Source organism: Leucobacter sp. CX87 (assembly GCF_018682295.1).
Taxonomy (GTDB): Bacteria; Actinomycetota; Actinomycetes; order Actinomycetales; family Microbacteriaceae; genus Cx-87.
In genome coordinates this window covers 45,165-68,224 of record NZ_JAFIRI010000006.1, presented here as the reverse complement: position 1 = coordinate 68,224, position 23,060 = coordinate 45,165, and the positions used below count along the sequence as shown (strand labels likewise).

Here is a 23,060-nt window from a genome sequence, read left to right as displayed (position 1 = left end):
GGCCGCGACGAGCTGGCCGCCGAGCGCGAGGAGTCAACTGAGATCATGTGCCGACGACCGCGTCCACCTCGGAGAGTACAGCATCCACGTCCGACTCGCTCAACTCGTCGACGAAGAAGATCCGGCTGCCGATCTTGTTGAGCGACGCTCCAACGACCAGCCCTCTGGTGCGGTCCGCGATCCAGAACCGGTCGTGGAAGTCGGGCGACTCCACGACGGAGATGTCAAGGTCCCGGCATCGGGCGTTCAGCTGATCGAGGACTGCCGTGCGCACCGCGGCATCGTTCTGCGCCGGGCTCACGATCGCGGTGATGCGCAGTCCTCGAACCAGCGTCGGCTCGATCATGTCGGCCACCGAGGCGGCGTAGTCCCGGCTGTCGTGCTTCCGCGAGCTGGTGAACAGGTACGGGTCGGTGATGATGAGTTCGTCGTTCGGCGCGAGCTTCCTCATGCGGTCCGACATTCGCTGCTCCGCGGTCTTCGGTGGCTCCTTGGGCGAGATGTCGTGCTGGAGCCAGGATGCGTTCAGGAAGAAGCTCGGCCCTTCGTCCTGCAGCCGCCGCAGAACTTCGTCGAGCGAGTAGTCGGGTCGCCGGAACAGCATCCGGTAGCCGAGTTCGCGCGCGCAAGCTGATTTCGGCGGAGTCCTCGTGCGTCAACGGCGGGTCGAACTGGAACGAGTTCTGCTCACCGAGGTGCCGGAACTCTCCGTCGTTGTCGAAGTGCACTGGTTCCCCCATGCCCGCACTCTATCGGCGCTCAGGCCTTCGTGCGGTTCGAGGGGTGCACGCGCGCCGCGGCGATCTGCTGGAGTTCCTCCATGCTGAGCAGGTAGTCGTAGCGACTGTGGCCACGCTCCCGGCTGTCCATGACGCGGCGGTACTCGGCGAGCATGCGCATGTAGGTGTCCAGCACGCGGTGGTGCGAGTTGCCTCGGCCATTGCGCTCGATCTGCGGGTGCAGCTCCGACCAGCGGTTCTCGTCGCGCATCTGGAACTCGACGTAAGTGGCCATGTGGCCTTCAAGCGCGTCGTTGTGGTCGAACCCCATGAACTCGAGGCTGAACGCCAGGTCCTCGTCGACCGGAGTGCCGTCTTCTTCCAGATGGCGGATGCTGAACGTGATAATCCGGAACATCTGCAGAATGTCTGACACCCGCGCGCAGTCCCGTTTGGAGAGCTCGGTCTGGAAGCCGGCCGTTTCATACCAGTACTCTCCGGTGTAACCGGCCTCGAGGATCTCGGCCCGCATCAACTGGTACGCCTCGTCGCCGTCGACGTCGGCCGCGTCCTGCGGCAGAACTCGCCCGAGGATCCTGTGCAGTAGGGAGAGCACCTGCCGGTCGACGATGCGCAGCGACTCCTGCGCGGGTTCGTCCCCGTGCTTCACTTCGCGCTCGTACACGGGGACCACCGCCTCCATCAGCAGGTCCCTGACGTACTCGCTGAGCGTGACCCCGGCGTCGTCGGACATCTCCTTGAGCTGGTCGCGGACCCGGTCGTCCACGCGGATGTTCAGAACAGCCATACTGTCCTCCAATCATGTGTGTATGACGCTTAGCGTAACACTGTCTTACGAATTCTTGCTAGTCGCTCATGGTCGCCTCTTCCCTCGGCACGCCGACGCGGTGCCGAGGGACACCCAACCGCTCTTGCGATCGCGCGGATAGTGACGGGCACCGTTCTACAAGCGCCATGGCAGATCTCCGTTCGAAACGCGTGCTCGGTTGCCACTTCCATACGCACCTGTTTATGAGCGCTTTTGCCTGCTTCGAGCGTGCCGTTTCGACCATGTCCTCGATATTCGAGCAGGCCGCCGGCTTCTGTCCCAACCGCCGATAGACTGGCCCGCATTATGCCGCCATTGCCCAGCACCGTTGAACCGCTCGTCGTCGCCTGCGACGAGTCCGGCAACGACGGCGAGAACAACCTCAACGGCAACTCCGCCGTGTTCGTGCACGCGAGCACCTCTGTTTCTATCGACGTGGCCCAAGCTCTCATGGACGAGGTTCGGTGGCGGACCCGCAGCCAGAGCGCCGAGCTGAAGTCGAAGACGCTCCTCCAGGCGAAGCACCAGGGCACCGCGCTTTGGCTGCTGGAGCATCCCGAGCTCGTCGGCAAGTGCTCCCTCAATTTCGTGCACAAGCAGTTCTTCGTGGTCTCGAAGCTGTTCGATGCGACCGCCGAGGAACTTGCTCACTCGCTCGGCGAGGACATGTATGCCGGCGGGGGCGCGCTCGCGGGGGCCACCATTCTCTTCTTCATGGCACCTCAAGCGTTCGGAGAAGCCTGGTTCGAAGCGCTCAACTCGTTCGAGCGATTTCTGCGGGCAAGCTCTGCGGACGTGGCCAGTGAGTACCTCGACGAACTGGCCACCACGCTCGTGCGGATTCTCATGTCTACGGACTCGCCCGTGCGAGACGTGCTGGGACCCGTGCTCGCCGGCATCGCTCACTTAAAGAGCCTCTCGCGCCTCCAGCTCGGCGACGGCATCGAGGAACGAATGCGGACCGCGGACCCCTTGATCTGCGCTGTCGGGGGTGCGGTCCACGAGTGGAAGATCGCTTCGGGCCGCCCCGTCCGCATGGTGCATGACGATGCGAAGACCTTGACGCCAGCACGCGTTCAATGGATCAAGGAAAGCCTCGCGCACCCCGAGTGGGTCGCGGATTCCATGGCGCACAGCGACGTCAACCTCGTCGACATCGAACTGGTCGATTCGAGGACCGACCCGCGCGTCCAGGTCGCCGACCTGCTCGCCGGGCTCGGGCGTCTTGTGGGCGAGGACCTCGTGGCCGGCGGCGAGCCTCACCCGCTGCTGGAACAGATAGGGGTTATGCAGAGCCGATTTTCCGTTTGGCCCGTGGCTGAGCACATGAAGGTGGATGCTGCACGCGCGACCATGGACGAGTCTCGGCAACTTCACGTTGAAAGTGATTCGACTCGGAGCGAGGCGTAGAGGATTGGCGTCGCCTCCATGGACATAAGTAGCCCGCGAGCTGTGTGCTCGCGGATTCATGCTTCGTTGTTCTGGCTCAGCATTCCAGACCCGACCACTGCCCCGTAGGCCGAGAGCCTAAGCTTGCGGGCTAGATTGAACTGCTTTGGCTGTGCCCTAGGCAATTCGTCGCGGACTACGATCCGAAGGCCTGCCTTAGTGACGCCACCAACTGGGGCGGTCGCGCATGCCCGGGTGCCACGCCCGCGGCTCAGGTGCATGCTTGGCATGAGCCTCGTGCGGGTCACGGCCGATGCTGTAGTCCTTGTGCGGCGCTGAGGGGTCCCAGCCCTCCATGTGCGGTCGCAGGTCCTTCGCCGATGGCTCTGCGTCGAAGACTCCGTCGTCGAGGTGCTCGAGGTTTACGATCGGGTCGAACTCGTCCGCGCGGCTGCGCGCCCATTCGAGCCACTCCCGCAGTCTGGGCCGATCTGCCAGCAGCCCCTTGGCGGTTGCTTCCGCCTCGAGCTGTCTTGCGAAGTCCCTGAGCTCTTGCGCTCCTTGCCAGCTCTCGAATGCTCGCGCAAAGATCACCTCTCGTTGAACCAGCAAGGCTTTAGCACGGGCGCGTTCGCGCACCTCTTCCCACGCTCGTCTCTCGGCGGCCTTCTCGCGCTCGTAGGCTTCATGCGCCTCGGCACGTCTCTGCTTTTCCCGTTCGGCCGCATCAACGTCGTCAACCACGCCTTTCTTGATCGCACGGGCGATCTCGCGGACTCGGGTCTCGAGCGGCTTCTTCTTCTCGTCGGACCAGCTGTCGCTGTTCCGGTCGTACCGGTAGCTCTGGCGTCCGAGATCGACCCTGTGCGAACCGTCGCGTTCGATCGTCATGTGCAGCCGTCCGGACGGCACGCTGTCGAACTTCGGGATCTGCTTCCATGGCGAGCGCCGGAGCTCTCGCTGCTCAACGTCCGTCGGGACGTGGGGCACTTCCTCCAAGAGCTCCGTCAGTTCCAGGCTCCGTCGGCGGGTGTCGACCTGGATGAACAGCTTCGGCGACTTGAGCTTGACGTTCACCCCGAGTCTCAGCTCGTGCGCACGCAGTTCCGCGGCGAGGGTGAGCACCACATCGATCGCGCGGGGACGAAGTCCTTCGCTGACTGGGTTCAGGACCGTTGTGGTCTCCAGCGCGCTGCGGAGCGCCTCGAGGTTCGTGGTGACGGTTCGCGCCGTCGTCCGGATGCGGTCCCAAACCGAAGTGTCCGTAGGGGAGCCCGTGCTGAGCATGATGACGATGTCGCCGGAGCTACGCCCGGTGAAGCGCAGTTCCTGTCCATCCGGAACCAGATGGTGGACCCTGCACGCGTGCAGCACTCGTCGGTAGCGGGCCCTGACTGACTCCTCGGGGTCGGTGACGGTGAGTGGCCCTTGTTCCTGGACCTGCTCGATCAAGGCTTTTGCCTCGGCGAGAGTGTCCGACGCGCCCTCGCCCAGATCGAGCTTCGGCAGCGCTTGGCGACGTGAGCGGCTGAGAGCGGCTACCGCTACCGGTGGATCGTCTCTTGGCGGGTAGCTCCCGTGCTCGAGGTAGTGCGTGCCGGCGTCGGTGATCGAGGCGGCCCAGTTCGCTCCGTGCCCCTTCACAGTTGCGAGGCCCCGGGACTTGAGTGCAGCGGCACTGATCTTGTGAACGTTATCGTTCTCGGGCCACTTGCCTGCAGAGCACCCGTCAGCGATCCAACGCAGGACTTCCAGCTGACGGTCGTTGACGGGCTTGCTCATAGGAGAACGGTATCGAAGGCCTCCGACGATCGGGATAGTTATTGGATTTCCATCACGTCACGCAGTCGCGGAGCCACCCGAACGCTCCTCATGACCGGTCGAATCCGATGATGTCGTTCTGAATGGTCTCGATCACGTTGTCGGGAATCTCGTCGACGGTCACGCGATACACAGCATTCAGCCGCGGGTTGAAGACCCCGATGTGAGTCTGCGTTGCGAACTGGGGGAGTCCTGACTGCTTGCCCACCAAGTGGTGAACCAGCAGCTGCAGCAGATGGTCCTCGTTCGGTTTCGAGGCTGACACGTCGAAACTCCACAGGGTATCTTCGGTCAAGAACTCACCGTCCCCACCCTCGAGGAAGATGTTGTATCCGCCGCGCCCGCCGTCTGCACGCATTTCTTCGTTGTCCTCGTCAACGAAGTAGAAACCGACATCCACACCAGGCCCGTGATCCTCGAAGAAATCCTGTGACCTCTCGACCATGGTCAGGATGTGAGATGTCGTCGTCTCATCCGGCGCGCGCAAGGTGGAGCATTCTGAGCCCACGTGTGGCGCGGCATCGCAGGCTGCCAATTCGCATGCGATTCGAACGGCATCGTCATCCATGACAAAGGTCGCGCTACCGTCTTCATGCTCCAACATGTTCACGCTGCGTGCCGCTTCGGCAGCTTCCTCTTTGGCGGAAGCGTGAGTGCCCGAGTCACCACGGCGTCGTGCTCCGAGCAGCGACCCTCGGACGGCTTCGCCGACCAGTTGCAAAGGACTGTCATCAACGCCGAGGCGGATATCCGCCAAACGGCCGAGATAGTCGACCGCCATTCCGACGGTGCTGGGGTGCTGGTTCTCGACTCTGTGATCCAGCTCGCCGAATCCGTCATCGACCTGTGTCACGAGCAAAAGCTCCGGGTTCACCAGTCCGCCGCGCGGCTGGCCCACTTCTTTGTTGTACTGCGCGATGCGCTGCGTTACTGAGGTCATGAGAACCCCGCCTGTTCAGTTGTAGTGCGCCACCCCTGTGGCCTTAGGCCAAGGGTACGCGCTAGCGATCTCGAGGAAAAACCGCGACGCGCGGCGTGAGCCCAACGTTTTACGGGTCGACTAGCGGGGGACACGCCGAAGGGAAATGAAGTGCTTATGCGCGTTTTTCATGCAAGACTAAAGTTAGATGTGGGGGTGCAGGCTGGCGCTCCGGTTCAGAAATTTGGAGGTCCCGATGGTTCCGAGCTCGCCTTTTGAAGCGCTTGGCTCTCATGCTGAGGGTGCACGTGATCTTGTCATCGAGGTCGTGCAAGCGCGCCATGCTCTGGCTGCGGATGCGCATGCGGCGGCGGAGACGCGGTTTACAATCGGCTTCGGTGGGCAGTGGCGGGATCTGCAAGAGGACACTATCGACGCGTTCAAGGACCGCGGATACTTGCCCCACAAGCTCAAGCCTGCCGGTTACCGGCTGCCGATCGTCAATGGGTGCCTGTTGTTCGTCTGGAGAGTGCCCGCGACGCCGGATGCTGTGGGTGGATTTGCGTCCAGCAAGACGAGAATGAACGGGTTCTTCGCGCAGGAGCCTATCGGGTTGTTCGGGACTAGCTTCATTGAAGGCGGTGAAGAGTTCCACGATGAGAGTGAACGGGCTGAGGTTGAGCGTGCTGTGCGTGTGGCGGGCGAAGTCATGCCTGTGGTGCTTGTCATGGTCCACTCGACCCCTCGTCAGCTAGCGTCAATTGAGTGGGCGGTCGCTGAGTACGAAGACGGCGTGGTTCGTTTGCACGGGCAGGACTCCATTTGGGAGCCGTCGGTCGAGAGCAGTGATGCGACTGACGCCGTCGAATCGTTCGACAGTGGTAGCCCGGTCGAGCCTGCGTTGGAGTTGCGGGCACAGGATCGGACCCCAGATGCGTAACGATCCTCCCGGTCTATTCGATCTTCCTGGCTCATCGGATACCCACGGGAGATTCGAGCCGGCGCGCCTGACACAAGCTCGGGTGCGTGAATGCCTAAGCAAGACGGAGTTGGCGGCCGAGGTTGGCGTCTCCGCCGCGGCAATCGGTCAGTACGAGGCGGGGGTGAACTCTCCTCGAGCCGATGTGATCGAGCGAATGGCGACAACGCTGAAGGTGCGTCCCTCGTTCTTCAGTGTGGGTAGACCTCTCGCGCGTATCGATACAGTGAACGCACACTTCCGCAGCCTGCGCTCGGCGCGGGCTGGTGACCGCCAGCGAGCGCTCTCGACGGCGACGTTGGTGTGGGAACTGACTTTTGCGCTCGAGCGCTACGTTCGCTTCCCCGAGGTGCAGCTCCCGAAACTCCCGCCAGGGACAAGTCCCAGTGAAGCAGCGGCGGCGCTTCGTCGGCACTGGGAACTCCCAGATGGCCCGGTGAAGCACCTGGTCGCCACTGCGGAGTCCAGAGGTATCGTTGTCGTCGTGAGGCCACTCGGAGAGATCGAAGCCGTTGATGCATTCTCCTCCGTCATTGTGGATCGACCTATCGTGATCACCACGCCGCGCCGCACTGAGAATGTCTTCCGGCACCGATTCTCGATCGCTCATGAGATTGGTCATCTTCTGCTGCATGCTGAGTCTGGTGAACAGGGCGTCTCCATCGAGCGCGAGGCTGATGAGTTCGCGGCGGCCTTGCTTACCCCCGCGTCGGCGATGGACAGCGTGTTGCCGCAGCGTCTCGATCTGGCGGAGCTCGACCGCATCGGGCGAACCTGGGGTGTCTCGCCCCATTCGCTTATCCGGAGAATGGTTGAGCGGGGTAGGACCACTGATTCATCCGCACGCCGCGCGTACCAACGCCTCGCGACCATCGATAACCCGTCCGCAGATCCGACGAGTTCATATCTCGGCGAGATGCCAACGCTGCTCGATAAGGCGGCCGAGCTTGCGGCCGACCAGGGGGCAACGGTTCCTGTTCTCGCCGAGATACTCCGGTTGGCTCCGGCGCAAGTTCGTGATCTTCTCGGGCAGCAAGATCAGCGACCGGTGTTGCGTCTTGTGGCCAACGATCAGTAACGCACGATATCCGTCAATGAATGCGCTCTCAGTTAAAGGGGCGTCATTTGTGAGGATCGCGCGAGCTTCGCTGTTTTTGCTTGCGGCGAAGCTCCCGCTATCCTTTTCCGCAAAAATCGGTCGTCCGCGCTCGGTTCCTCCGCGCAGGTCGTAAGGCCTGCGACGAGGACACAGCGCGTTCGGGTGAGCCGCGATGCGGGAAGTCATGTCGACTTGCGCTCGGGGAGCGATTCCTTCCGCGGCGCTTTCGGATCGGCAGACGTATCATGTGAGATCCCGGCTTGCGGTTGATCACGACATTCGGCAGCTGCGGGCGGCGCACTTGATGGGGGTTCTAGCTAATCGACCGTGGCAAGCAGGTCCGCAGGACGGACCTCTAACGCGCGCGCCAGCTTCACGATCACGTCCAATGTTGGATTCCGTCGACCGCGTTCGATCGAGCTGATGTAAGTGCGGTCGAGGCCAGCATGATGCGCGAAGGCTTCTTGCGATGCCCAGCCGTGCTCCTGACGGAGTCTGCGCAGTTGGTCGCCGAAGGCGATCCGATGCGCAGGGGTAGTCATCCTTCAACGATGGGGTTATAGTGACTCATAATCCACGGACTATGAGTCACATTCGTGGGTGGTGACAACAAGTTCTCGACAACGAGGTTGAGAAAGGCGGAGCCAATGGGGCAACCCGATGAGCGACTAGATATTCCCGGTGCCGCAGAGAGGTTGGGCCGACCGAGTCAATCCATCTATCACTTGATCCGGACTGGGCAGCTTCCATCGGAGAAGGTCCGCGCGCCTGGGCGAGACGGCCGCTACGTGCTCAAGCATATGATCCGTGTTCAAGACATCGACGCGATCGATCAGCGCCGTGCGCACGAAGAGCATGTTGCCGCGATTCGAGCCGCCGCTACGCCGCTCACCGAGACGCAGATCTATCGCATTCGGCGCGCACTCCAGAGTGGCTGGCGGTCACGTTAGCGTGAAACGGCGGTTCGTTCCTTTCTATTTAGGTCGCATACCTCCTCAATTATCAAGTGATGAAGTTATTGCTGAACATATTTATGTGGCTAGTCGCAGAGACTTGTTCGTCATTCTCGTCGCAATTGATGAACAGTCCCGAGATTCGCTTGTTTTTGCCGTCTAGGGTCACGTTGAAGTGGCGCTGCGCTTCGAGTGGTACGCCGAAGCGGTAGTTGCCACGAATAGCGCAAGCAATAGTGTGCTTTCCTCCGGTGTCAAATTGTGAGTGCGTCTCGTGCCCGTATTGATAGTGATGCGAATTGTCATCTTTGAAGTATTGCGTCTGGTCGCTCGAGCGACGCTTAGGTCCGCGCAAGGCCTTCACTGCGTTGAGGGCTGGGACGACTCTTTCGTGAAAGTCTTTGGAGTCAGCTAGCTCCGTGCAAACGTGGAGAAAGTTCGCAAACTCCGCCGCCCTAAAGTTCCGCGAAGGAAGAGCGGCCGCCGTGAGCTCGGTCTTCGAATCCATCAACCGCCTGAGAAGAAGCCAGTTTCTCAAGAGGCGACTAAAGGCGGTTATGATGAAGTTAAAGGGGGCCTTGATGGGTTTGTCCTCTCCGTACGCAGCAGCGAACACACCGTCTCGGATCTCCTGAAGAGAGGTGCTTGCGTCTTCCTCAAAAACCACAAGTACTGCGTCGTACCTGTCGCCTTGAAGTCTATTCTCCTTAAAGTTCAGGGCAGTGCCCAGGAAGTCGGAGAATGAAAGGGGGGTCTTGCCGCGGTAGTAGCGTTTAAGTGTTAGTGAACACTTTTCGCTTAGTTTGGCCTGTTTTTTTATCTCTTCCTGAAGTCGCTCCTGCTGGCGATCAAGAACCCGATTGAATGACGGATCTGATGAGAGCAGAACGGCTAATATTCTCATCGGTTACTGGCCTATTTTTCGCCAAGTAGCCTCGCCACAAAAGTTGCAGGAAAAACTACGGTTCGTTGTTCGGCGAGCGTCATCGAACGAAGGACTTTGCCGAACGCCTTCACGTCGTTGGCGCTTAAATCTGCCGCGGTCGAGGCTTCGGAAGTGGGAAATGTGTACTCGGCCGTGACGGGAATAACTCCCACTCGCGCATGATGCGTAGGGTCTTGAATAATCTTGATGTTAGCTTGCTCATGATTGTCCTGAATGAAGGCTTTCATCCCTCGCTCGCCGAGCACAGCTTTCACGTCGATTTCATACTTAGTCAGTAAGAGTTTTGGCAGAGCGGAGAGGAGCAGCGGTCGAGCATTCTCCTCCCAGGATGCGACAGTTGCTTGCTCGATCTTTTCAAGGATGTCGGTGTCATTCAAATGTATCGTCCTCTATCTAGGTTTCGAAGTGTGTGTGGAAGCTGGCATAGTGATCCCCATCCAGAGTATTATCCTCCGAGTGAACGCGGAACCACTGGACTTGCTTAGATGGCTCTTCATGTACTGATCGAATGAGGATCAGTGGGCAGGAGCGGTCGAGGTGTGCGAGGGCCGCGACCCCAACCCCGGTGCCAGATTGATGGCCTCACCGTGTCTGACCGGGCCGCAGGCAGCGCTAACGAGCAGCCCGACGGCACTGGGCGAGCGCCCTTCGTGCAAGCTAGTAGTTGTTGGCGTCGTCGGTTGCTTCATGATATGCCCGCAGCGACGTGGGTGTGGATCGTTCGGCGGTACCCTGATGGTGGTTGCGGGGGCCCTTGTTCCTTAGCTCCCCCTGGTCGCCACGCGTGAGTCCATCATGAAGTGCGCCGTCGACTGGGCGTCCAGGCATCTGCATCGGATGCACGTTGCGACCCTTGGTCTGGCTGTTGGCTTTGAGTGTCGTTGAAGGCGGCATGAGGCCTCTTGAGCCGACCTGGCAGTCGATGAGGCTCGGCCCGAGAATTTCACCATCCTCGTGTCGGCGATCACATCCGGCTTCCCTTCGCCCTCGCGAGCGTAGCCTGACGCGGTTGACGGGGATGGTCGGCCGCGATGGATAAGGTAAGGCGGTTGGAGCTTGGCCCGACACGACAGGCCGGGGAGGTCTGTGTGCTCTGGCGCGGCGAGGGGGCTCCCTGACCGTGCGCCCTTCGCAGCCAGCGACCTGCCCCTATGCCTCTTCTGCGTCCAAGGAGCCGCTGAAGGATGGGGCCAGAGCATTGCTCGGGCATCGACAGGCGGTTGTCTCACCGCTAGTGTTTGGTAATCTATGATATCGTGACCGAGTAACTTCATAAGTGTTGACCGTTCTAACCAGTTAGAGGAGCTGAGTGCGCTTTGCGCATCAGTAACATGTGGCCGACTCCAACGGGAAATATCCAAGCACGCTTAGGCGTGGTAAGTGAGCACTCTCAGGTTTCGTCGCAGCGGAGGCAAAAGAAGTTTCATGTAAACAGCGGGATCGCTTTGCGCGAGTCCCGCTTTTATTTTGGGCTCGTTGATGAAGTGCTTCAGGGGCCCTACCGTTCGAAGATCAGCGGCCCGCCCACGTCGCTGATTACCTGATCCGTGTTCAGGGCCTCGATGCGCGCGACCGACAAAATAGCTCGCATCCCTCACCGCGCTAAACGTCAGGTTTTTGGCCGGATAGATACGTGTGGCTCATCGATGACGGTTGGACAGCCTGTTTCCAGCGGCCCGACCTTTTTCGGCTTTCGCCGCATGATTGCGCGGATTTCCTACCTACATTGATGTTGCCGGATATTGCTTGGACGCTGGGGCGTCGCTTGGACACCCAAAGGGTGCGTTTCGTGCCCGCCAAGCCCCCTCGTTGCCTCTCAGCGCCCTTCGCCCGACATGCAAAGCCCCAAAGCCCACGAGGCTCCAGGAATCTCAAAGTGGCGCATGACCTGGGGTTTTGAGGACTATGTTCGTCTGGAGCCGCCGAGGTTGGACAGGCAATGTGTCTTACTGCGGTCATGGGGGTACTTCGCGCATTCGCTGAACGCGTACGGACGCGGGGGAGAGCCGTGTCCCCGCTGCGGTGACCCGATCAAGCGGGTGCCGTTTGGTGGGCGGTCAAGCCACTTTTGCCCTCGGTGTCAGCGACGTCGATAGCGGAACTTCTGGACCTACGGTCGTGCGCCGCCCGGCGCGGACTGCGCCACATCAGTCCACACCTCGGTCATCGTTTCGACGAGCCCGTCTGTCAGCCGGACGAACGTCGCGCACTCGAAGTGATTCAGCCCATTCTCGCCGGTGCCAGTGACGTGAGATCGACACGCCGCCGCGTCATCGCCACCCACGAGGTCCTGCACTCGGAGGTGGTCGAAACCGGGGTAGCTTTCGTTGAGCGCGATCCACTCCGCCCAGTTGAAAGAGTCCCCGGTGTGCACGTACCGGCACACGAAACCTGGGTGCAGGTACTGCCCAAGGTCGGACCAGCGGCGCTCGTCAATTGCGAGCATCAAGCGCGAGAGAACTTCGGCTGCGTCCATGGATACATCGTAGGCAGGTCGCTGAGTGGGCCGGCGTCTGCTTCTCCGGTTTCGGTGCCACCAACCCCGGCCAGGATCCTGTTCTGCTAAAAAGTGGAAATACGGCCAATATTCTCTATCGATTTGTTGAGGTGGGCGCTTGTGACGGGTGCAGAGTGAGAACTAAGCAATCAAGTCAACGCGTGAGTGACCCGGTCACCACCGCCCAGCAAGGAGTCATCATGACTGCATTCCAGAACGACATCGAGGCCGTAGAGGCGCTCAAGGCAGAGCACGGCTCGAGCTGGGACCGCATCAACCCCGAGCACGTCGCCCGCATGCGCGCGCAGAACCGTTTCAAGACGGGCCTCGAGATCGCTCAGTACACCGCCGACATCATGCGTCGCGACATGGTCGAGTACGACGCCGACTCCTCGGTCTACACGCAGTCGCTCGGTGTCTGGCACGGCTTCATCGGTCAGCAGAAGATGATCTCGATCAAGAAGCACCTCAAGACCACGAACAAGCGTTACCTCTACCTCTCGGGCTGGATGGTCGCTGCCCTCCGCTCGGAGTTCGGCCCGCTGCCCGATCAGTCGATGCACGAGAAGACCTCGGTGCCGGCACTGATCGAAGAGCTCTACACCTTCCTGCGCCAGGCTGACGCGCGCGAGCTTGACCTGCTCTTCACTCAGCTCGACGAGGCCCGGCGCGCCGGTGACGAGACCGCGGTCGAGTTCATCCAGTCGCAGATCGACAACTTCGAGACGCACGTCGTGCCGATCATCGCCGACATCGATGCCGGCTTCGGCAACCCCGAGGCGACCTACCTCCTCGCGAAGAAGATGATCGAGGCCGGCGCCTGCGCACTGCAGGTCGAGAACCAGGTTTCGGACGAGAAGCAGTGCGGTCACCAGGATGGCAAGGTCACCGTTCCGCACGAGGACTTCATCGCGAAGATCAACGCCATCCGCTACGCGTTCCTTGAGCTCGGCATCGACAACGGCGTGATCGTGACTCGCACCGACTCGCTCGGTGCGGGCCTCACCCAGAAGATCGCCGTGAGCCACACCCCGGGCGATCTGGGCGACCAGTACAACTCGTTCCTCGACGTCGAGGAGATCTCGGAGGCGGAGCTCGGCAATGGCGATGTCGTCATCAAGCGCGACGGCAAGCTGCTGCGCCCGAAGCGCCTCGCCAGCAACCTGTTCCAGTTCCGCGCAGGTACCGGCGAGGACCGTTGCGTGCTCGACAGCATCACGTCACTGCAGAACGGCGCCGACCTGCTCTGGATCGAGACCGAGAAGCCGCACGTCGAGCAGATCGCCGGCATGGTTGACCGCATCCGCGAGGTCATCCCGAACGCGAAGCTCGTCTACAACAACAGCCCCTCGTTCAACTGGACGCTGAGCTTCCGCCAGCAGGCTTACGACCTGCTCGCCGAGCAGGGCGCCGACGTCTCGTCGTACGACCGCGACAAGCTGATGAGCGTGGACTACGACGGCACCGAGCTCGCGCAGCTCGCCGACGAGAAGATCCGCACGTTCCAGAAAGAGGGCGCGGCGCGAGCCGGCATCTTCCACCACCTCATCACTCTGCCGACCTACCACACGGCCGCGCTGTCGACCGACAACCTGGCCAAGGGCTACTTCGGTGACGAGGGAATGCTCACCTACGTTCGCGACGTGCAGCGCCAGGAGATCCGCCAGGGTATTGCGACGGTGAAGCACCAGAACATGGCCGGCAGCGACATCGGTGACAACCACAAGGAGTACTTCGCCGGTGACGCAGCCCTCAAGGCTGGCGGCAAGGACAACACGATGAACCAGTTCAACTAGCGTTCGACTGAAATGCACGGGGGTTCGGCTGCGGCCGGACCCCCGTTGTGCGTTCCTGAACGTCTGCGCTGGCGGGGTGCATTCTTCTGGCACCGGCACGACCCGCTTGGTAGCGTCGGCGCATGGCTATCAAACTCGAGAACGTGGGAATTGCGGTTCGCGATATCAATGCGACCATCGCCTTCTTCACCGACCTCGGCCTGACCCTTGTCGGCCGCGACACGGTCAGTGGCGACTGGGCTGACGTTGCCGTCGGCCTCGACGGCAATCACGCCAAGATCGCGATGCTTCAGACGCCCGACGGACACGGAGTCATCGAACTCTTCGAGTACCTCCACCCCGAAGCGATCGAAACGGCGCCGACGCAGCCGAACGACATCGGCATGCACCGGGTGGCGTTCTCCGTCGATGACATCGACGAAGCGCTCGAGATCGCCGCGAAACACGGCTGCTACCCGCTTCGCGACGTGGCCACCTACCTGGACGAGTACAAGCTGACCTATCTCCGCGGCCCAAGCGGGATCATCGTGATGCTCGCCCAGGCGCTGAAGGGTTGACGTCGGCGGTACGAACTAGGCTCGTAGCGTGAGCGCAGAGTTCAAACCGACAGGATCCCCTCCGGACACTCGTGCGCCGAGGCAGGGGTGGAAGATGCACTCCGTCGGCGGCGTGCTCCGCATGTACCTGTGCCTACTGCCCCTGTCGCTCGCAGCGACGTACTATCTGCTGATCGCCGATCGCGTGACGATCGAGACGCCTCGCGACCTCATGCAGGCCGGGTTTGGCTGGCCGTTCAACTGGGTCACGCAAGACCTTTCGCGCTACCAGCCGTCCTCGTTCCCCACAACGATCGACTTCAATTTCGTGCGCGCGTGGGACGACCCGATCGCGACGAACTACGACTGGCTGATGCTCGCCGTCAACGCGCTGATCGTGGGAATCGGGGTGACAGCCGCCCTCTACGCGATCGTGTACGTCGCCAAGCTGATTCGCTCTCGGAAGCGGCCGGACGCAGAGGCTCCGCCCGCGGGAGAAGGTCGCCCTGCTAACCTGTCGCGGTGAATGGACACGAGGGCCTCGATGACAGGCTCGCACAATTTCGTCGAGAGTGGCCTAGGTCAGTAAGTTGGGCCGAGGTTCGAGCCGCCGATCCAAAGGTCTTTCGCTCGGCCGCGCAGGGCGCCGCGCTGCTTGTTCCCGCCGTCGCCTCGACACTCTTCTTCACCAGCCTGTCGTTTGAGTTCCCGGTCGTAATCCAGCTACCGAGCTGGTTGAGCGGGATTCACGGGTTCCTCACCGTCGTGCTCCTGTGGCTCTCGATCGGGCTCTGGATCTGGGCCTTCATCTTGCTCTCGCTTCCGGGCGACGCTCGGCGCGGCATCGCGATCGCGCGCTTCGCAAAGGAACGCGACCTCAGGTACTCCCGGTTCGGGTTCGCCCCCGAACGCATCGGGATCCTGCTCGCGGAGGGGCGAACTCCCGCGCCGCCGCGTCCCGCCCGCCTGGTCGAGGCTGGCCCGGCAAACCCGTCGCTGTTCCGCGCGGGCTTCGCGCTGTGGGAGAGCGCGAACAGCAGGATCCCGCCGCTACAGATTGCAATCGCCAGCTATAGCGGGGGCAAGAATGACCCGAAGGGGCCGCGCAACGGGTTTCGCTACATGGAGTTGGCCCTGCCGCGCCGTTTGCCGCACCTTATGATCGATGCCCGCGGAAACGGAAGCCTTCGACAGATGCTGCCGGGAACCCAGCGCCTGTCACTCGAGGGTGACTTCGACCGCTACTTCTCGGTGTACGTGCCGAGCGGGTACGAGCGGGACGCGCTCGAGCTGCTCACCCCGGACGTCATGGCGTGCCTCATCGACCACGGGAGGCGATGGGACGTGGAGATCGTTGACGATCGGCTGATTGTCGCGTCGCGGCGATTCCGGCGGGCATCTGACCGCGCCGAGTACACTGCGATGCTCTACTTCTCGGAGCTGTTCGGGGAGGAACTCGGCCACGAGGCCGACACGTACTCGGACCCGCGTGCGGCGCGCCCCCGCTCGCAGGTCGCGGCCGCGGGCACCCGGCTGAAGCGGCGTTCTACGGTGTGGGCGACGGCCGTGTTTGTGGGCATGGTCGGGCTCATGCTCCTGTTCCCGCACGTGCTGGGCTGGTTTCTCGACCGCTGATGATTCACGGCGAGATCGCGCTACGCGGGCGTCAGCGAAAGACCCGACTCATGCTGCTTCCGAGCTGCGACAGCTGCATCCAGATGGAGAAGCGGGCAAGTGGTCGTAGCAGCCAGCCGAGGAGTGATATTTGGCGCTCGGGATTGCGCACCCACTGCAGCTCGAGGCGCAAGTGGGCGCCGCCGGCAGCGGGCTCTAGCGCGATGGTGACCACCCGGGTGTTTGCCCGCACCGCGTCGGGATAGCTGAAACGCCAGACGATACGCGAGGGCCGTTCCTGTTCGACGAGTGCTACGAGTTGGCGCCGGTACTGTTTCGACGTGCGCAGGGGTCTGCCATCCGGTCGTTCTGTGCGGGCGAGCGCGAGAAAGTGGTCTCCGGTCTTCGGTGCGTGCCCCGTCGCTTCGGCCTCCACCCGGCCGATGCTCAGGTCCCACTCGGGAAGCCGCTCCGGGTCGGACACCAGCTCCCAGACCTTCTCGATCGGCGCCGGAACGAAGGTCTCGCTGGTGCCCGAGAGGCTCCCGCGGCGGCGGCGGATCGCCGGGGCTGGCGGGATGCGCTCGGCCTCGGCGAGTCGCGCTCGGACGAACTCGGACCCGACGCCGAGTCGGTGCAACACCGACTCGACGAGCCCGCTGGGCTCGTCGAGTAGAGCGCGCAGCACCGCGCCGGCGTCGCCCTGCTGCGTGCCGGCGGAGGCGCGGCGCAGGATCTCGATCGACGGGGCATCCCATTCGTAGCCGCCGGTCTCGTGGAACACGATCCGGCCCGGGGCAGGCGGCGCCTCAATCGATACCCCGATCGAGGCGAGCTGTGCGGCGTCCTGATCCTGCACCGCCTGCCGTGCGGAGTCGAGGGAGATGCCCAGCCCACGCAGTACTTGGCCCGCGAGCTGCTCGTTCACGACCAGCGCGAGGAAAAGGTGCTCGACGCGGGCGGTGCGCTGGCCGAGGCGGGAGGCCTCTTCCATGGCCGCGAGCGAGAGCGAGTGTGAGGTGGCCGCCGCGGCGGCGAACCCGCTCACCGTGCCCGCCCGCCGGCGGCGATGGACGGGTTCACCTTCCGGGCGAACTTCTTGTGCGCCGCCTGCCGTGACACCCCCAACGCTTCCGCGATGCCTTGCCAGTTCATGCCCGCGCTGAGGCCGGCCTCGACCTGGGCGAGTTCGAGGCGCTCGGTCAGCGCTCGCAGCGAGGCGATCGCGCGCAGGCCGGCGCGCGGGTCGGAGGTGTCGGCGGCGACTGTCGCGATGTCGAGTGATTCCATGCCGTCAACCTACGTTGACAGCTCCTGGCTTGTCAACCTGGGTTGCTCGAGCTCGCCGACCTCCCGGGTGAGGTTCGCGCGGGCCCGCGCCTCCCACATCGCCTGTGCCGGTGGCGAGCGGTACACAAAGGGGCGGTCGAGATAACTGCGCAGGATCCGCGCGCGGCCCAGCCGGAAATCCTCGCTCGCGACGTGCGCGTACTCGGCTCGAACCGACGACGTGTACTCCGCGTAGCGTGCGGCGGGGGAGGCGAAGATGGACAGGTCGGCGTCCAAGAGATGCACCGCTGCGGGGGGAGTCTCGGCCGGACCCGCCCCGGGGAGTGTGGCGATGATCAGCTCGCGCACCGGGACGACGGCACCCACCGGGAGCCCGAACCGTTCGAGAGCGTCCCCGGCGAACCGGGCGGACTCGGCCTCGTCCTGGTCGCCGACGCCCGAATAGACGGCGTCGTGAAACCACGCAGCGAGCAGAGTGATCGGCGTGATCGGCTCGCCCCGGGTGCGCAAGTGGTCGAGCGCGAGCAGCACCTCTTCGAGATGGCGGAGGTCGTGGTAGCTGCGGTGCGGCTCGTTCCAACGCTCGATGAGTTCAGCGCCGAGTCCCTGCCACCGTTCCGATTCGCCGACGGGGGCATCGGGCCCGAGAGCGGGAAGCAGCGCGGCCCATTCCTCCCGCAAATAGGTCAGCCGGGCCCCTGGCCGAGCGGTCGCCCGGGCGACGTGTTTCACGCGCAGGCCCGAGTCGCGCAACACATGCACGACGTCTCGGCTGCTGACCGCCCTCGCACCCGACGCGACGGCACGATCGTAGATCGATGCGGGCACGTCGTAGTGGTCGAGATCGAAGCTGCGCCGGGGGAGACCGAGCGCCGCCGCGAACCGGTGCAACTCGGCGTAGCTCGCGTCAGAGACAAGGTGGCTCCAGATGGTGCCGTGCGCCGGCCACAGCGGTGGGTCGATGTAGATGGCCATTTGCACACGATACGCGCTCCCCTTTCGAAACCCTCCGGGCTGCGCTTCCGTGCGCGGCAGGATCCCGCCCGCTCGCCGTGCCGACCCGTCGCAAATGGCTCGATCAAGGCACGGGAACGAGCCATTTGTGCCGGGTCGGCGGGGCTACGCGAACAGGCGCGCGGCTACGGTGGCCGCATGGGGGACGCAAAAGGTGGCTGACGACCGGACTGCGCTCGGGGGTGCGGGCGATCTCGGGGGCACTTCACCTCGCGCCTGGGATGCGCTCTCGCCCTGGGGCATGGCTTGGCGGGTGTACGTCGCGCTGCTCACCGCGACGGCACTGGGCCTGCTCATCCTGACGGCGTTGTCGCTCGGCTCGGGGCCGGTGCAGCCGCGCGCGGTGTTTGGCTGGATGACGCTGCTCGTTACCCCGACGCTCGGCGGCGTGCTCGCGCTGTTGCTGAGCAGGCGGCTGAGCGGGTATCTCCCGGTGGCCCAAGGGCTCGCATTTGGGGTTGTCAATGCCCTCGCGCTGGGAGCAGGGATCATCGGCTCCGTGTGGGTACAGCGGCTGCTCGGCGCCGGAGACGAGGCGGACTGGGGCTACGCCTTCCTGGTGTTCCTTGCCCCTCCCGTGTTCCTTGCCTGCGCCGTCGCGTACCCATTCGCGATGTGGGGCGCGACGCCTCGCGGCGCGAAAGTGTGCTGGTCGATCTGCGCAGCCGCGATCCTGCTGTTCATCGCGATGACGGTCTTACTGGGCACGGGAGTCTTCGACCACCCGCAGGGTGTCGAGCCGGTGCCGGTGCCTTGCAGCCCAGAGTCGAAGTGCTGGCGGCACGACGCCGACGGCAAGACGTGGGAGGTCCCCTGCAACGGTGCCGAGCCGTACGAGATTGGCGTCCCGGGGTAGCGCACACCAGACGGCGTGGAATCGCGCCGATCCGCGGGGCGCAGGGTAGCGTTGTCCCAGCCCGGCGGACGACGAAAGGGGGCCCGGTGCATTTGAAGAGCCTGACCCTCAAGGGGTTCAAGTCGTTTGCCCAGGCCACCACCTTCCGCTTCGAGCCCGGGGTCACCGCCGTCGTCGGCCCGAACGGTTCAGGAAAGTCCAACGTCGTTGACGCCCTCGCCTGGGTGATGGGCGAGCAGGGGGCGAAGACCCTGCGCGGCGGAAAGATGGAAGACGTCATCTTTGCCGGCACCTCGACGCGCGGACCGCTTGGCCGCGCCGAGGTAAAACTCACGATTGATAACTCGGACGGCGCGCTGCCGATCGAGTACAGCGAGGTAACGATCAGCCGCACGCTGTTTCGCAACGGCTCCTCCGAGTACGCGATCAACGGCGAGGGCTGTCGGCTGCTCGACGTGCAGGAGCTCCTCAGCGATTCTGGCCTCGGCCGAGAGATGCACGTCATTGTCGGTCAGGGGCAGCTCGACGCGGTGCTGCGTGCGACGCCCGAGGACCGTCGGGGCTTCATCGAGGAGGCCGCGGGCATCTTGAAGCACCGTCGCCGCAAGGAGAAGACGCTCCGCAAACTCGAGGCGATGGAGACAAACCTCACCAGGCTCTCGGACCTCGCGGGCGAGATTCGCCGCCAGCTGAAGCCGCTCGGGCGCCAGGCCGAGGTGGCGCGCGCGGCGCAGGGCATCGCGGCCGAGGCGCGGGACGCGAAGGCCCGCATCCTCGCCGACGACATCGCGCTGCTGCGTCGAGAGCTCGACGACCTCTCCAAGGGGGACTCCGAGCGGCACTCCGAGCGCATCGTGCTGCAGGAGCAGCTCGAGCAGCGGCAGCTGCGCATCCAACGCATTGAGCAGGATCAGCAAGGCGACGAGCTCGACGGCGCCCGCAGGGTGACGCTTGCCCTCGAGGCCTCCCGCTCGCGCCTGCGCGGCCTCGCCTCGCAGGCGAACCAGCGACTGACTTTCCTGGCAACCCAGGCCGAGGCGCCGGAGCAAACCCACCGGCTCAGCCAGTCCTCAGTGGACGAGGCGGCCGAGGAAGCTGCGGCGCTCGCCGCATTGGTTCCCGCCGCCAAGGCGGGATGGACTGCCGCCGGCGTGCGCACGCAGCAGGCCAAAAACGCGCTCGACGCGCTCGACGAACACATCGCTGCCCAGTCGGCCCTCGTCTCGAAGCACGACCTTGAGCTCTCGAAGCTGCGCGGTCAGGCGACCGCGGCGGCGCAGAAGCACGACGTGCTCGCCGCGGAGGTGCGACGTCGGGAGCAGGCGGTAGCCCAGGCCGAGACCCGCGCGGCCGAGGCCGCGGCGGCGCTTTCGCAGTTTGAGGATGCGCTCGAGGCCGAGTCCGACGCCGACGCGCTGCCCGAGGCCGGGCTCGACGCGAGCTACCAAGAGGCGCAGGATCGCCAGGCCGCCGCCGAGGTCGCCCGCGACGAGCTGCGCGACCGCCTGCACACCCTTGAACGCGAGCGGTCCGGCCTCGACGCCCGGATCAGCGCGCTCGCGAGTGCGCTCGACCAGCGCGATGCCACCGGACAGCTGCTCGCCGATGCCACCCGCGGTATTCGCGGCCGAGTCGCTGACCATGTGCGAGTTGACGACGGCTACGAGGCCGCCGTGGGCGCGGCGCTCGGCACACTCGCCGAGGCGTTGCTGGCCGACGAACACGACGCCGCGGGCGACGCCCTCGAGGCCGCCCGGGCGGGCGACCTCGGACGGGTCGACATTGTAGTTGCGCAGAGTTCGGTTGCCAGTGGCGCAGCCGCGATCAAGCCCGACGACGCCCCGAGTGTCCCGGGCGCGGTGCACGCGCTCGACGTCGTGCGCGCCCCCGACGGGGTGCTCGGCGTACTCGCCCGCACATATATTGCCGACAGCCTTGACAGCGCGCGTACTGCCGCGCAAGTACTGCGCACGGCGTGGGGCGCCGCGTACACGATCGTCACCCGCGATGGCGAGGTGCTTACCGAATACACGCTGACCGGAGGCTCTGGTCTCGCCCCCTCACGCATTGAACTCAACGCGGACCGCACGTTGGCAGAAGAGCGCCGCGCGGCCGTCGACCGCGAGATCACTGACGCGACCGCCGAGCTCGAGCTCGCCCGCGACGCCGCCTCGCGGGCCAAGGTTGACGCGGCGACGGCGTTCGCCCGGTTGCGCGAGGCCGACGCGCGCGCAGCCTCCATCTCCCAGCAGCGCAACAAGCTGACCGTGCGTGCCGAATCGGCTCGCTCCGAGGCCGAGCGCGTGCAGCAGGCGCTCACCGCGGTGGCCGGATCTGAGGCCGAGTCGGCCGAGGCCGCAGAGCGCGCCGCGCACGCCTTCGCGTCCGTCGAGGCGCAGCCGCGCCCCATGCTGGACGTCGGTGAGCGGAGCGAGCTGGTGAGTGAACTCGACCGCCGACGTGCCGAGGAGGTGGAGCTGCGTCTCCAGCTCGAGACGATGCGCGAACGAGTGCGCGCCGCGGGTGAGCGCACGAAGGCGCTCACGGCCCAGCTCGCTGCCGAGCGACTTGCGGCGGAGGAGGCCGCGCGGCGTGCCGTGCTGCGTGCGCGTCAGGTGGCACGCGCCGAGCACGTCGCGGCCGCGCTACCCGACCTGATCGACGCCTGCGACCGTTCGTTGAACGAGGCACGGATGAATCAGCTCGCCGCCGAGCAGGAACGAGCGAAGCACAGCCAGGAGCTCACGCTGCTGCGCTCGGAGGACGCTGAGCTGCGCGAGCGGCTGCGCGCCCTCACCGAGCGCGCTCACGGCGCTGAGCTCAAGAGCTACGAGCGCAAGCTCGGCCTGTCCTCTCTCTTGGAGCGCGCGGGCAACGAGCTGGGCCTTGTGGAGGACGTGCTGCTGGCCGAGTACGGCCCGGATCAGCCCGTGCCGGTGACCCCGCCGATCGCCGACGTGGCTGGCGCGGACCGTGCGGCGGGCGAAGCCGCCGGCGGCGGCGAGGACGACGGCTTCCCGGATCCTGTGAGCAGCCCGGAGCAGGCGACCGCTGTGGTCGAGTCTGTGCCGTACGTGCGCGCCGAACAGGAGCGCCGCCTCGTGAAGGCCGAGCGTCGTCTCGCCGAGCTCGGCCGCATCAACCCGCTCGCGCTCGAGGAGTTCGCGGCGCTCGAGCAGCGGCACAAGTTCCTCTCCGAGCAGCTCACCGACCTGGCGCGCACTCGCGCCGACCTCATGAAGATCATTGACGAGCTCGATCACAAGATGGAGGGCATCTTCGCGGCCGCATTTGCCGACACCAAAGCGGCATTCGCAGAGGTCTTCCCGGTGCTCTTCCCCGGCGGATCGGGTGAAATCGCCCTCACGGACCCCGAGCACATGCTCTCGACCGGCATCGAAATGACCGTACGGCCGGCGGGCAAGAAGGTCGAGCGGCTGTCGCTTCTCTCGGGCGGCGAACGCTCGCTCGCCGCGGTCGCCTGGCTCATCGCGATCTTCCAGGCCCGCCCCAGCCCGTTTTACATCATGGACGAGGTTGAAGCGGCGCTCGACGACGCAAACCTCGGCCGGCTGCTCGAGGTGTTTGCGACGCTGCGCGAGCATTCGCAGCTCATCATCATCACGCACCAGAAGCGCACGATGGAGATTGCTGACGCGCTGTACGGCGTCTCCATGCGACAGGACGGCATCTCCGCGGTGGTCGGCCAGCGCATCGGGCGGGACTCCGCAGGTGAAACTGGGGGCGTGCGCGCGGCAGACGCCGAACGGGAATCTGTCAACATCTAGTTCGGCACTGCCCTG

General features: G+C 64.2%; 21 protein-coding genes and 1 pseudogene. 11 read left to right on the top strand and 11 right to left on the bottom strand.

The features are described from left to right. Window positions 1–43: 43 nt before the first annotated feature. The gene (locus tag KOE53_RS09565) at window positions 44–604 is read right to left on the bottom strand and encodes a hypothetical protein (protein WP_188058304.1); all 561 of its coding nucleotides are present in this window, start codon (window positions 602–604) and stop codon (window positions 44–46) included. Between the two features lie 155 nt (window positions 605–759). Then, window positions 760–1,527 carry a YfbU family protein gene (locus tag KOE53_RS09560; RefSeq protein ID WP_188058303.1) on the bottom strand — a complete coding sequence of 256 codons (768 nt, stop codon included), beginning with the start codon at window positions 1,525–1,527 and terminating at the stop codon, window positions 760–762. A 327-nt stretch (window positions 1,528–1,854) separates the two neighbouring features. Here KOE53_RS09560 and KOE53_RS09555 point away from each other — a divergent pair, with 327 nt between their 5' ends. Continuing rightward, window positions 1,855–2,958 carry a DUF3800 domain-containing protein gene (locus tag KOE53_RS09555; protein ID WP_188058302.1) on the top strand — a complete coding sequence of 368 codons (1,104 nt, stop codon included), beginning with the start codon at window positions 1,855–1,857 and terminating at the stop codon, window positions 2,956–2,958. Window positions 2,959–3,153: 195 nt separating this feature from the next. Here the strand turns inward: KOE53_RS09555 and KOE53_RS09550 are convergent, their stop codons facing one another. Next, window positions 3,154–4,719, bottom strand: a complete 1,566-nt coding sequence (locus KOE53_RS09550; protein WP_188058301.1) for a hypothetical protein — start codon at window positions 4,717–4,719, stop codon at window positions 3,154–3,156. Between the two features lie 88 nt (window positions 4,720–4,807). Continuing rightward, on the bottom strand, window positions 4,808–5,698 hold the full coding sequence (locus KOE53_RS09545) for a hypothetical protein (RefSeq protein WP_188058300.1): 891 nt from the start codon (window positions 5,696–5,698) through the stop codon (window positions 4,808–4,810). 235 nt (window positions 5,699–5,933) lie between these two features. Between KOE53_RS09545 and KOE53_RS09540 the strand changes: the two genes are divergently transcribed. Both KOE53_RS09540 and KOE53_RS09535 read left to right on the top strand, forming a co-directional pair. Continuing rightward, the gene (locus KOE53_RS09540; RefSeq protein ID WP_188058299.1) at window positions 5,934–6,617 is read left to right on the top strand and encodes a hypothetical protein; all 684 of its coding nucleotides are present in this window, start codon (window positions 5,934–5,936) and stop codon (window positions 6,615–6,617) included. Continuing rightward, complete coding sequence (locus KOE53_RS09535; protein WP_188058298.1) at window positions 6,610–7,734, top strand: XRE family transcriptional regulator; 1,125 nt, start codon at window positions 6,610–6,612, stop codon at window positions 7,732–7,734. Before KOE53_RS09540 ends, KOE53_RS09535 begins: the two co-directional genes overlap by 8 nt. A gap of 338 nt (window positions 7,735–8,072) precedes the next feature. On the opposite strand, the gene KOE53_RS09530 is transcribed toward KOE53_RS09535, so the two are convergent. Continuing rightward, a complete protein-coding gene (locus KOE53_RS09530) occupies window positions 8,073–8,297 on the bottom strand; it encodes a helix-turn-helix domain-containing protein (protein WP_188058297.1) in 225 nt (74 codons plus the stop codon). Window positions 8,298–8,543: 246 nt separating this feature from the next. Between KOE53_RS09530 and KOE53_RS09525 the strand changes: the two genes are divergently transcribed. Next, window positions 8,544–8,705, top strand: coding sequence for a hypothetical protein (locus KOE53_RS09525; protein WP_188058296.1), 162 nt, complete (start codon window positions 8,544–8,546; stop codon window positions 8,703–8,705). 52 nt (window positions 8,706–8,757) lie between these two features. Here the strand turns inward: KOE53_RS09525 and KOE53_RS09520 are convergent, their stop codons facing one another. Both KOE53_RS09520 and KOE53_RS09515 read right to left on the bottom strand, forming a co-directional pair. After that, complete coding sequence (locus KOE53_RS09520) at window positions 8,758–9,612, bottom strand: hypothetical protein (RefSeq protein ID WP_188058295.1); 855 nt, start codon at window positions 9,610–9,612, stop codon at window positions 8,758–8,760. Window positions 9,613–9,623: 11 nt separating this feature from the next. Continuing rightward, complete coding sequence (locus KOE53_RS09515) at window positions 9,624–10,031, bottom strand: hypothetical protein (RefSeq protein WP_188058294.1); 408 nt, start codon at window positions 10,029–10,031, stop codon at window positions 9,624–9,626. 1,584 nt (window positions 10,032–11,615) lie between these two features. Between KOE53_RS09515 and KOE53_RS09510 the strand changes: the two are divergent. Further along, window positions 11,616–11,750, top strand: a pseudogene (locus KOE53_RS09510) (zinc finger domain-containing protein); the annotation flags it as partial. Between the two features lie 14 nt (window positions 11,751–11,764). Here the strand turns inward: KOE53_RS09510 and KOE53_RS09505 are convergent. Further along, the gene (locus KOE53_RS09505; protein ID WP_188058293.1) at window positions 11,765–12,130 is read right to left on the bottom strand and encodes a hypothetical protein; all 366 of its coding nucleotides are present in this window, start codon (window positions 12,128–12,130) and stop codon (window positions 11,765–11,767) included. 221 nt (window positions 12,131–12,351) lie between these two features. Here KOE53_RS09505 and KOE53_RS09500 point away from each other — a divergent pair, with 221 nt between their 5' ends. From KOE53_RS09500 to KOE53_RS09485, 4 genes are all read left to right on the top strand, one after another. After that, window positions 12,352–13,947 (top strand): isocitrate lyase, encoded by a 1,596-nt coding sequence (locus tag KOE53_RS09500; RefSeq protein ID WP_188058292.1) that lies wholly within the window; start codon window positions 12,352–12,354, stop codon window positions 13,945–13,947. A gap of 122 nt (window positions 13,948–14,069) precedes the next feature. After that, the gene (locus tag KOE53_RS09495) at window positions 14,070–14,504 is read left to right on the top strand and encodes a VOC family protein (protein ID WP_188058291.1); all 435 of its coding nucleotides are present in this window, start codon (window positions 14,070–14,072) and stop codon (window positions 14,502–14,504) included. Window positions 14,505–14,532: 28 nt separating this feature from the next. After that, window positions 14,533–15,009, top strand: a complete 477-nt coding sequence (locus KOE53_RS09490; RefSeq protein WP_188058290.1) for a hypothetical protein — start codon at window positions 14,533–14,535, stop codon at window positions 15,007–15,009. Then, window positions 15,006–16,118, top strand: a complete 1,113-nt coding sequence (locus tag KOE53_RS09485) for a hypothetical protein (protein WP_188058289.1) — start codon at window positions 15,006–15,008, stop codon at window positions 16,116–16,118. Before KOE53_RS09490 ends, KOE53_RS09485 begins: the two co-directional genes overlap by 4 nt. A 31-nt stretch (window positions 16,119–16,149) precedes the next feature. Here the strand turns inward: KOE53_RS09485 and KOE53_RS09480 are convergent, their stop codons facing one another. The 3 genes from KOE53_RS09480 to KOE53_RS09470 are packed head-to-tail and all read right to left on the bottom strand — an operon-like array spanning window position 16,150 to window position 18,362. Further along, window positions 16,150–17,145 carry an SRPBCC family protein gene (locus tag KOE53_RS09480; protein WP_188058288.1) on the bottom strand — a complete coding sequence of 332 codons (996 nt, stop codon included), beginning with the start codon at window positions 17,143–17,145 and terminating at the stop codon, window positions 16,150–16,152. Continuing rightward, window positions 17,142–17,387 carry a hypothetical protein gene (locus KOE53_RS09475; RefSeq protein ID WP_188044472.1) on the bottom strand — a complete coding sequence of 82 codons (246 nt, stop codon included), beginning with the start codon at window positions 17,385–17,387 and terminating at the stop codon, window positions 17,142–17,144. The genes KOE53_RS09480 and KOE53_RS09475 overlap by 4 nt, the downstream gene beginning before the upstream one ends. A 9-nt stretch (window positions 17,388–17,396) precedes the next feature. Continuing rightward, window positions 17,397–18,362 carry a DUF4031 domain-containing protein gene (locus KOE53_RS09470; protein ID WP_188058287.1) on the bottom strand — a complete coding sequence of 322 codons (966 nt, stop codon included), beginning with the start codon at window positions 18,360–18,362 and terminating at the stop codon, window positions 17,397–17,399. Between the two features lie 193 nt (window positions 18,363–18,555). Here KOE53_RS09470 and KOE53_RS09465 point away from each other — a divergent pair, with 193 nt between their 5' ends. Next, complete coding sequence (locus KOE53_RS09465) at window positions 18,556–19,257, top strand: hypothetical protein (RefSeq protein ID WP_188058286.1); 702 nt, start codon at window positions 18,556–18,558, stop codon at window positions 19,255–19,257. A gap of 86 nt (window positions 19,258–19,343) precedes the next feature. Next, window positions 19,344–23,045 (top strand): chromosome segregation protein SMC, encoded by a 3,702-nt coding sequence (gene smc, locus KOE53_RS09460; protein ID WP_188058285.1) that lies wholly within the window; start codon window positions 19,344–19,346, stop codon window positions 23,043–23,045. Window positions 23,046–23,060: the final 15 nt, after the last annotated feature.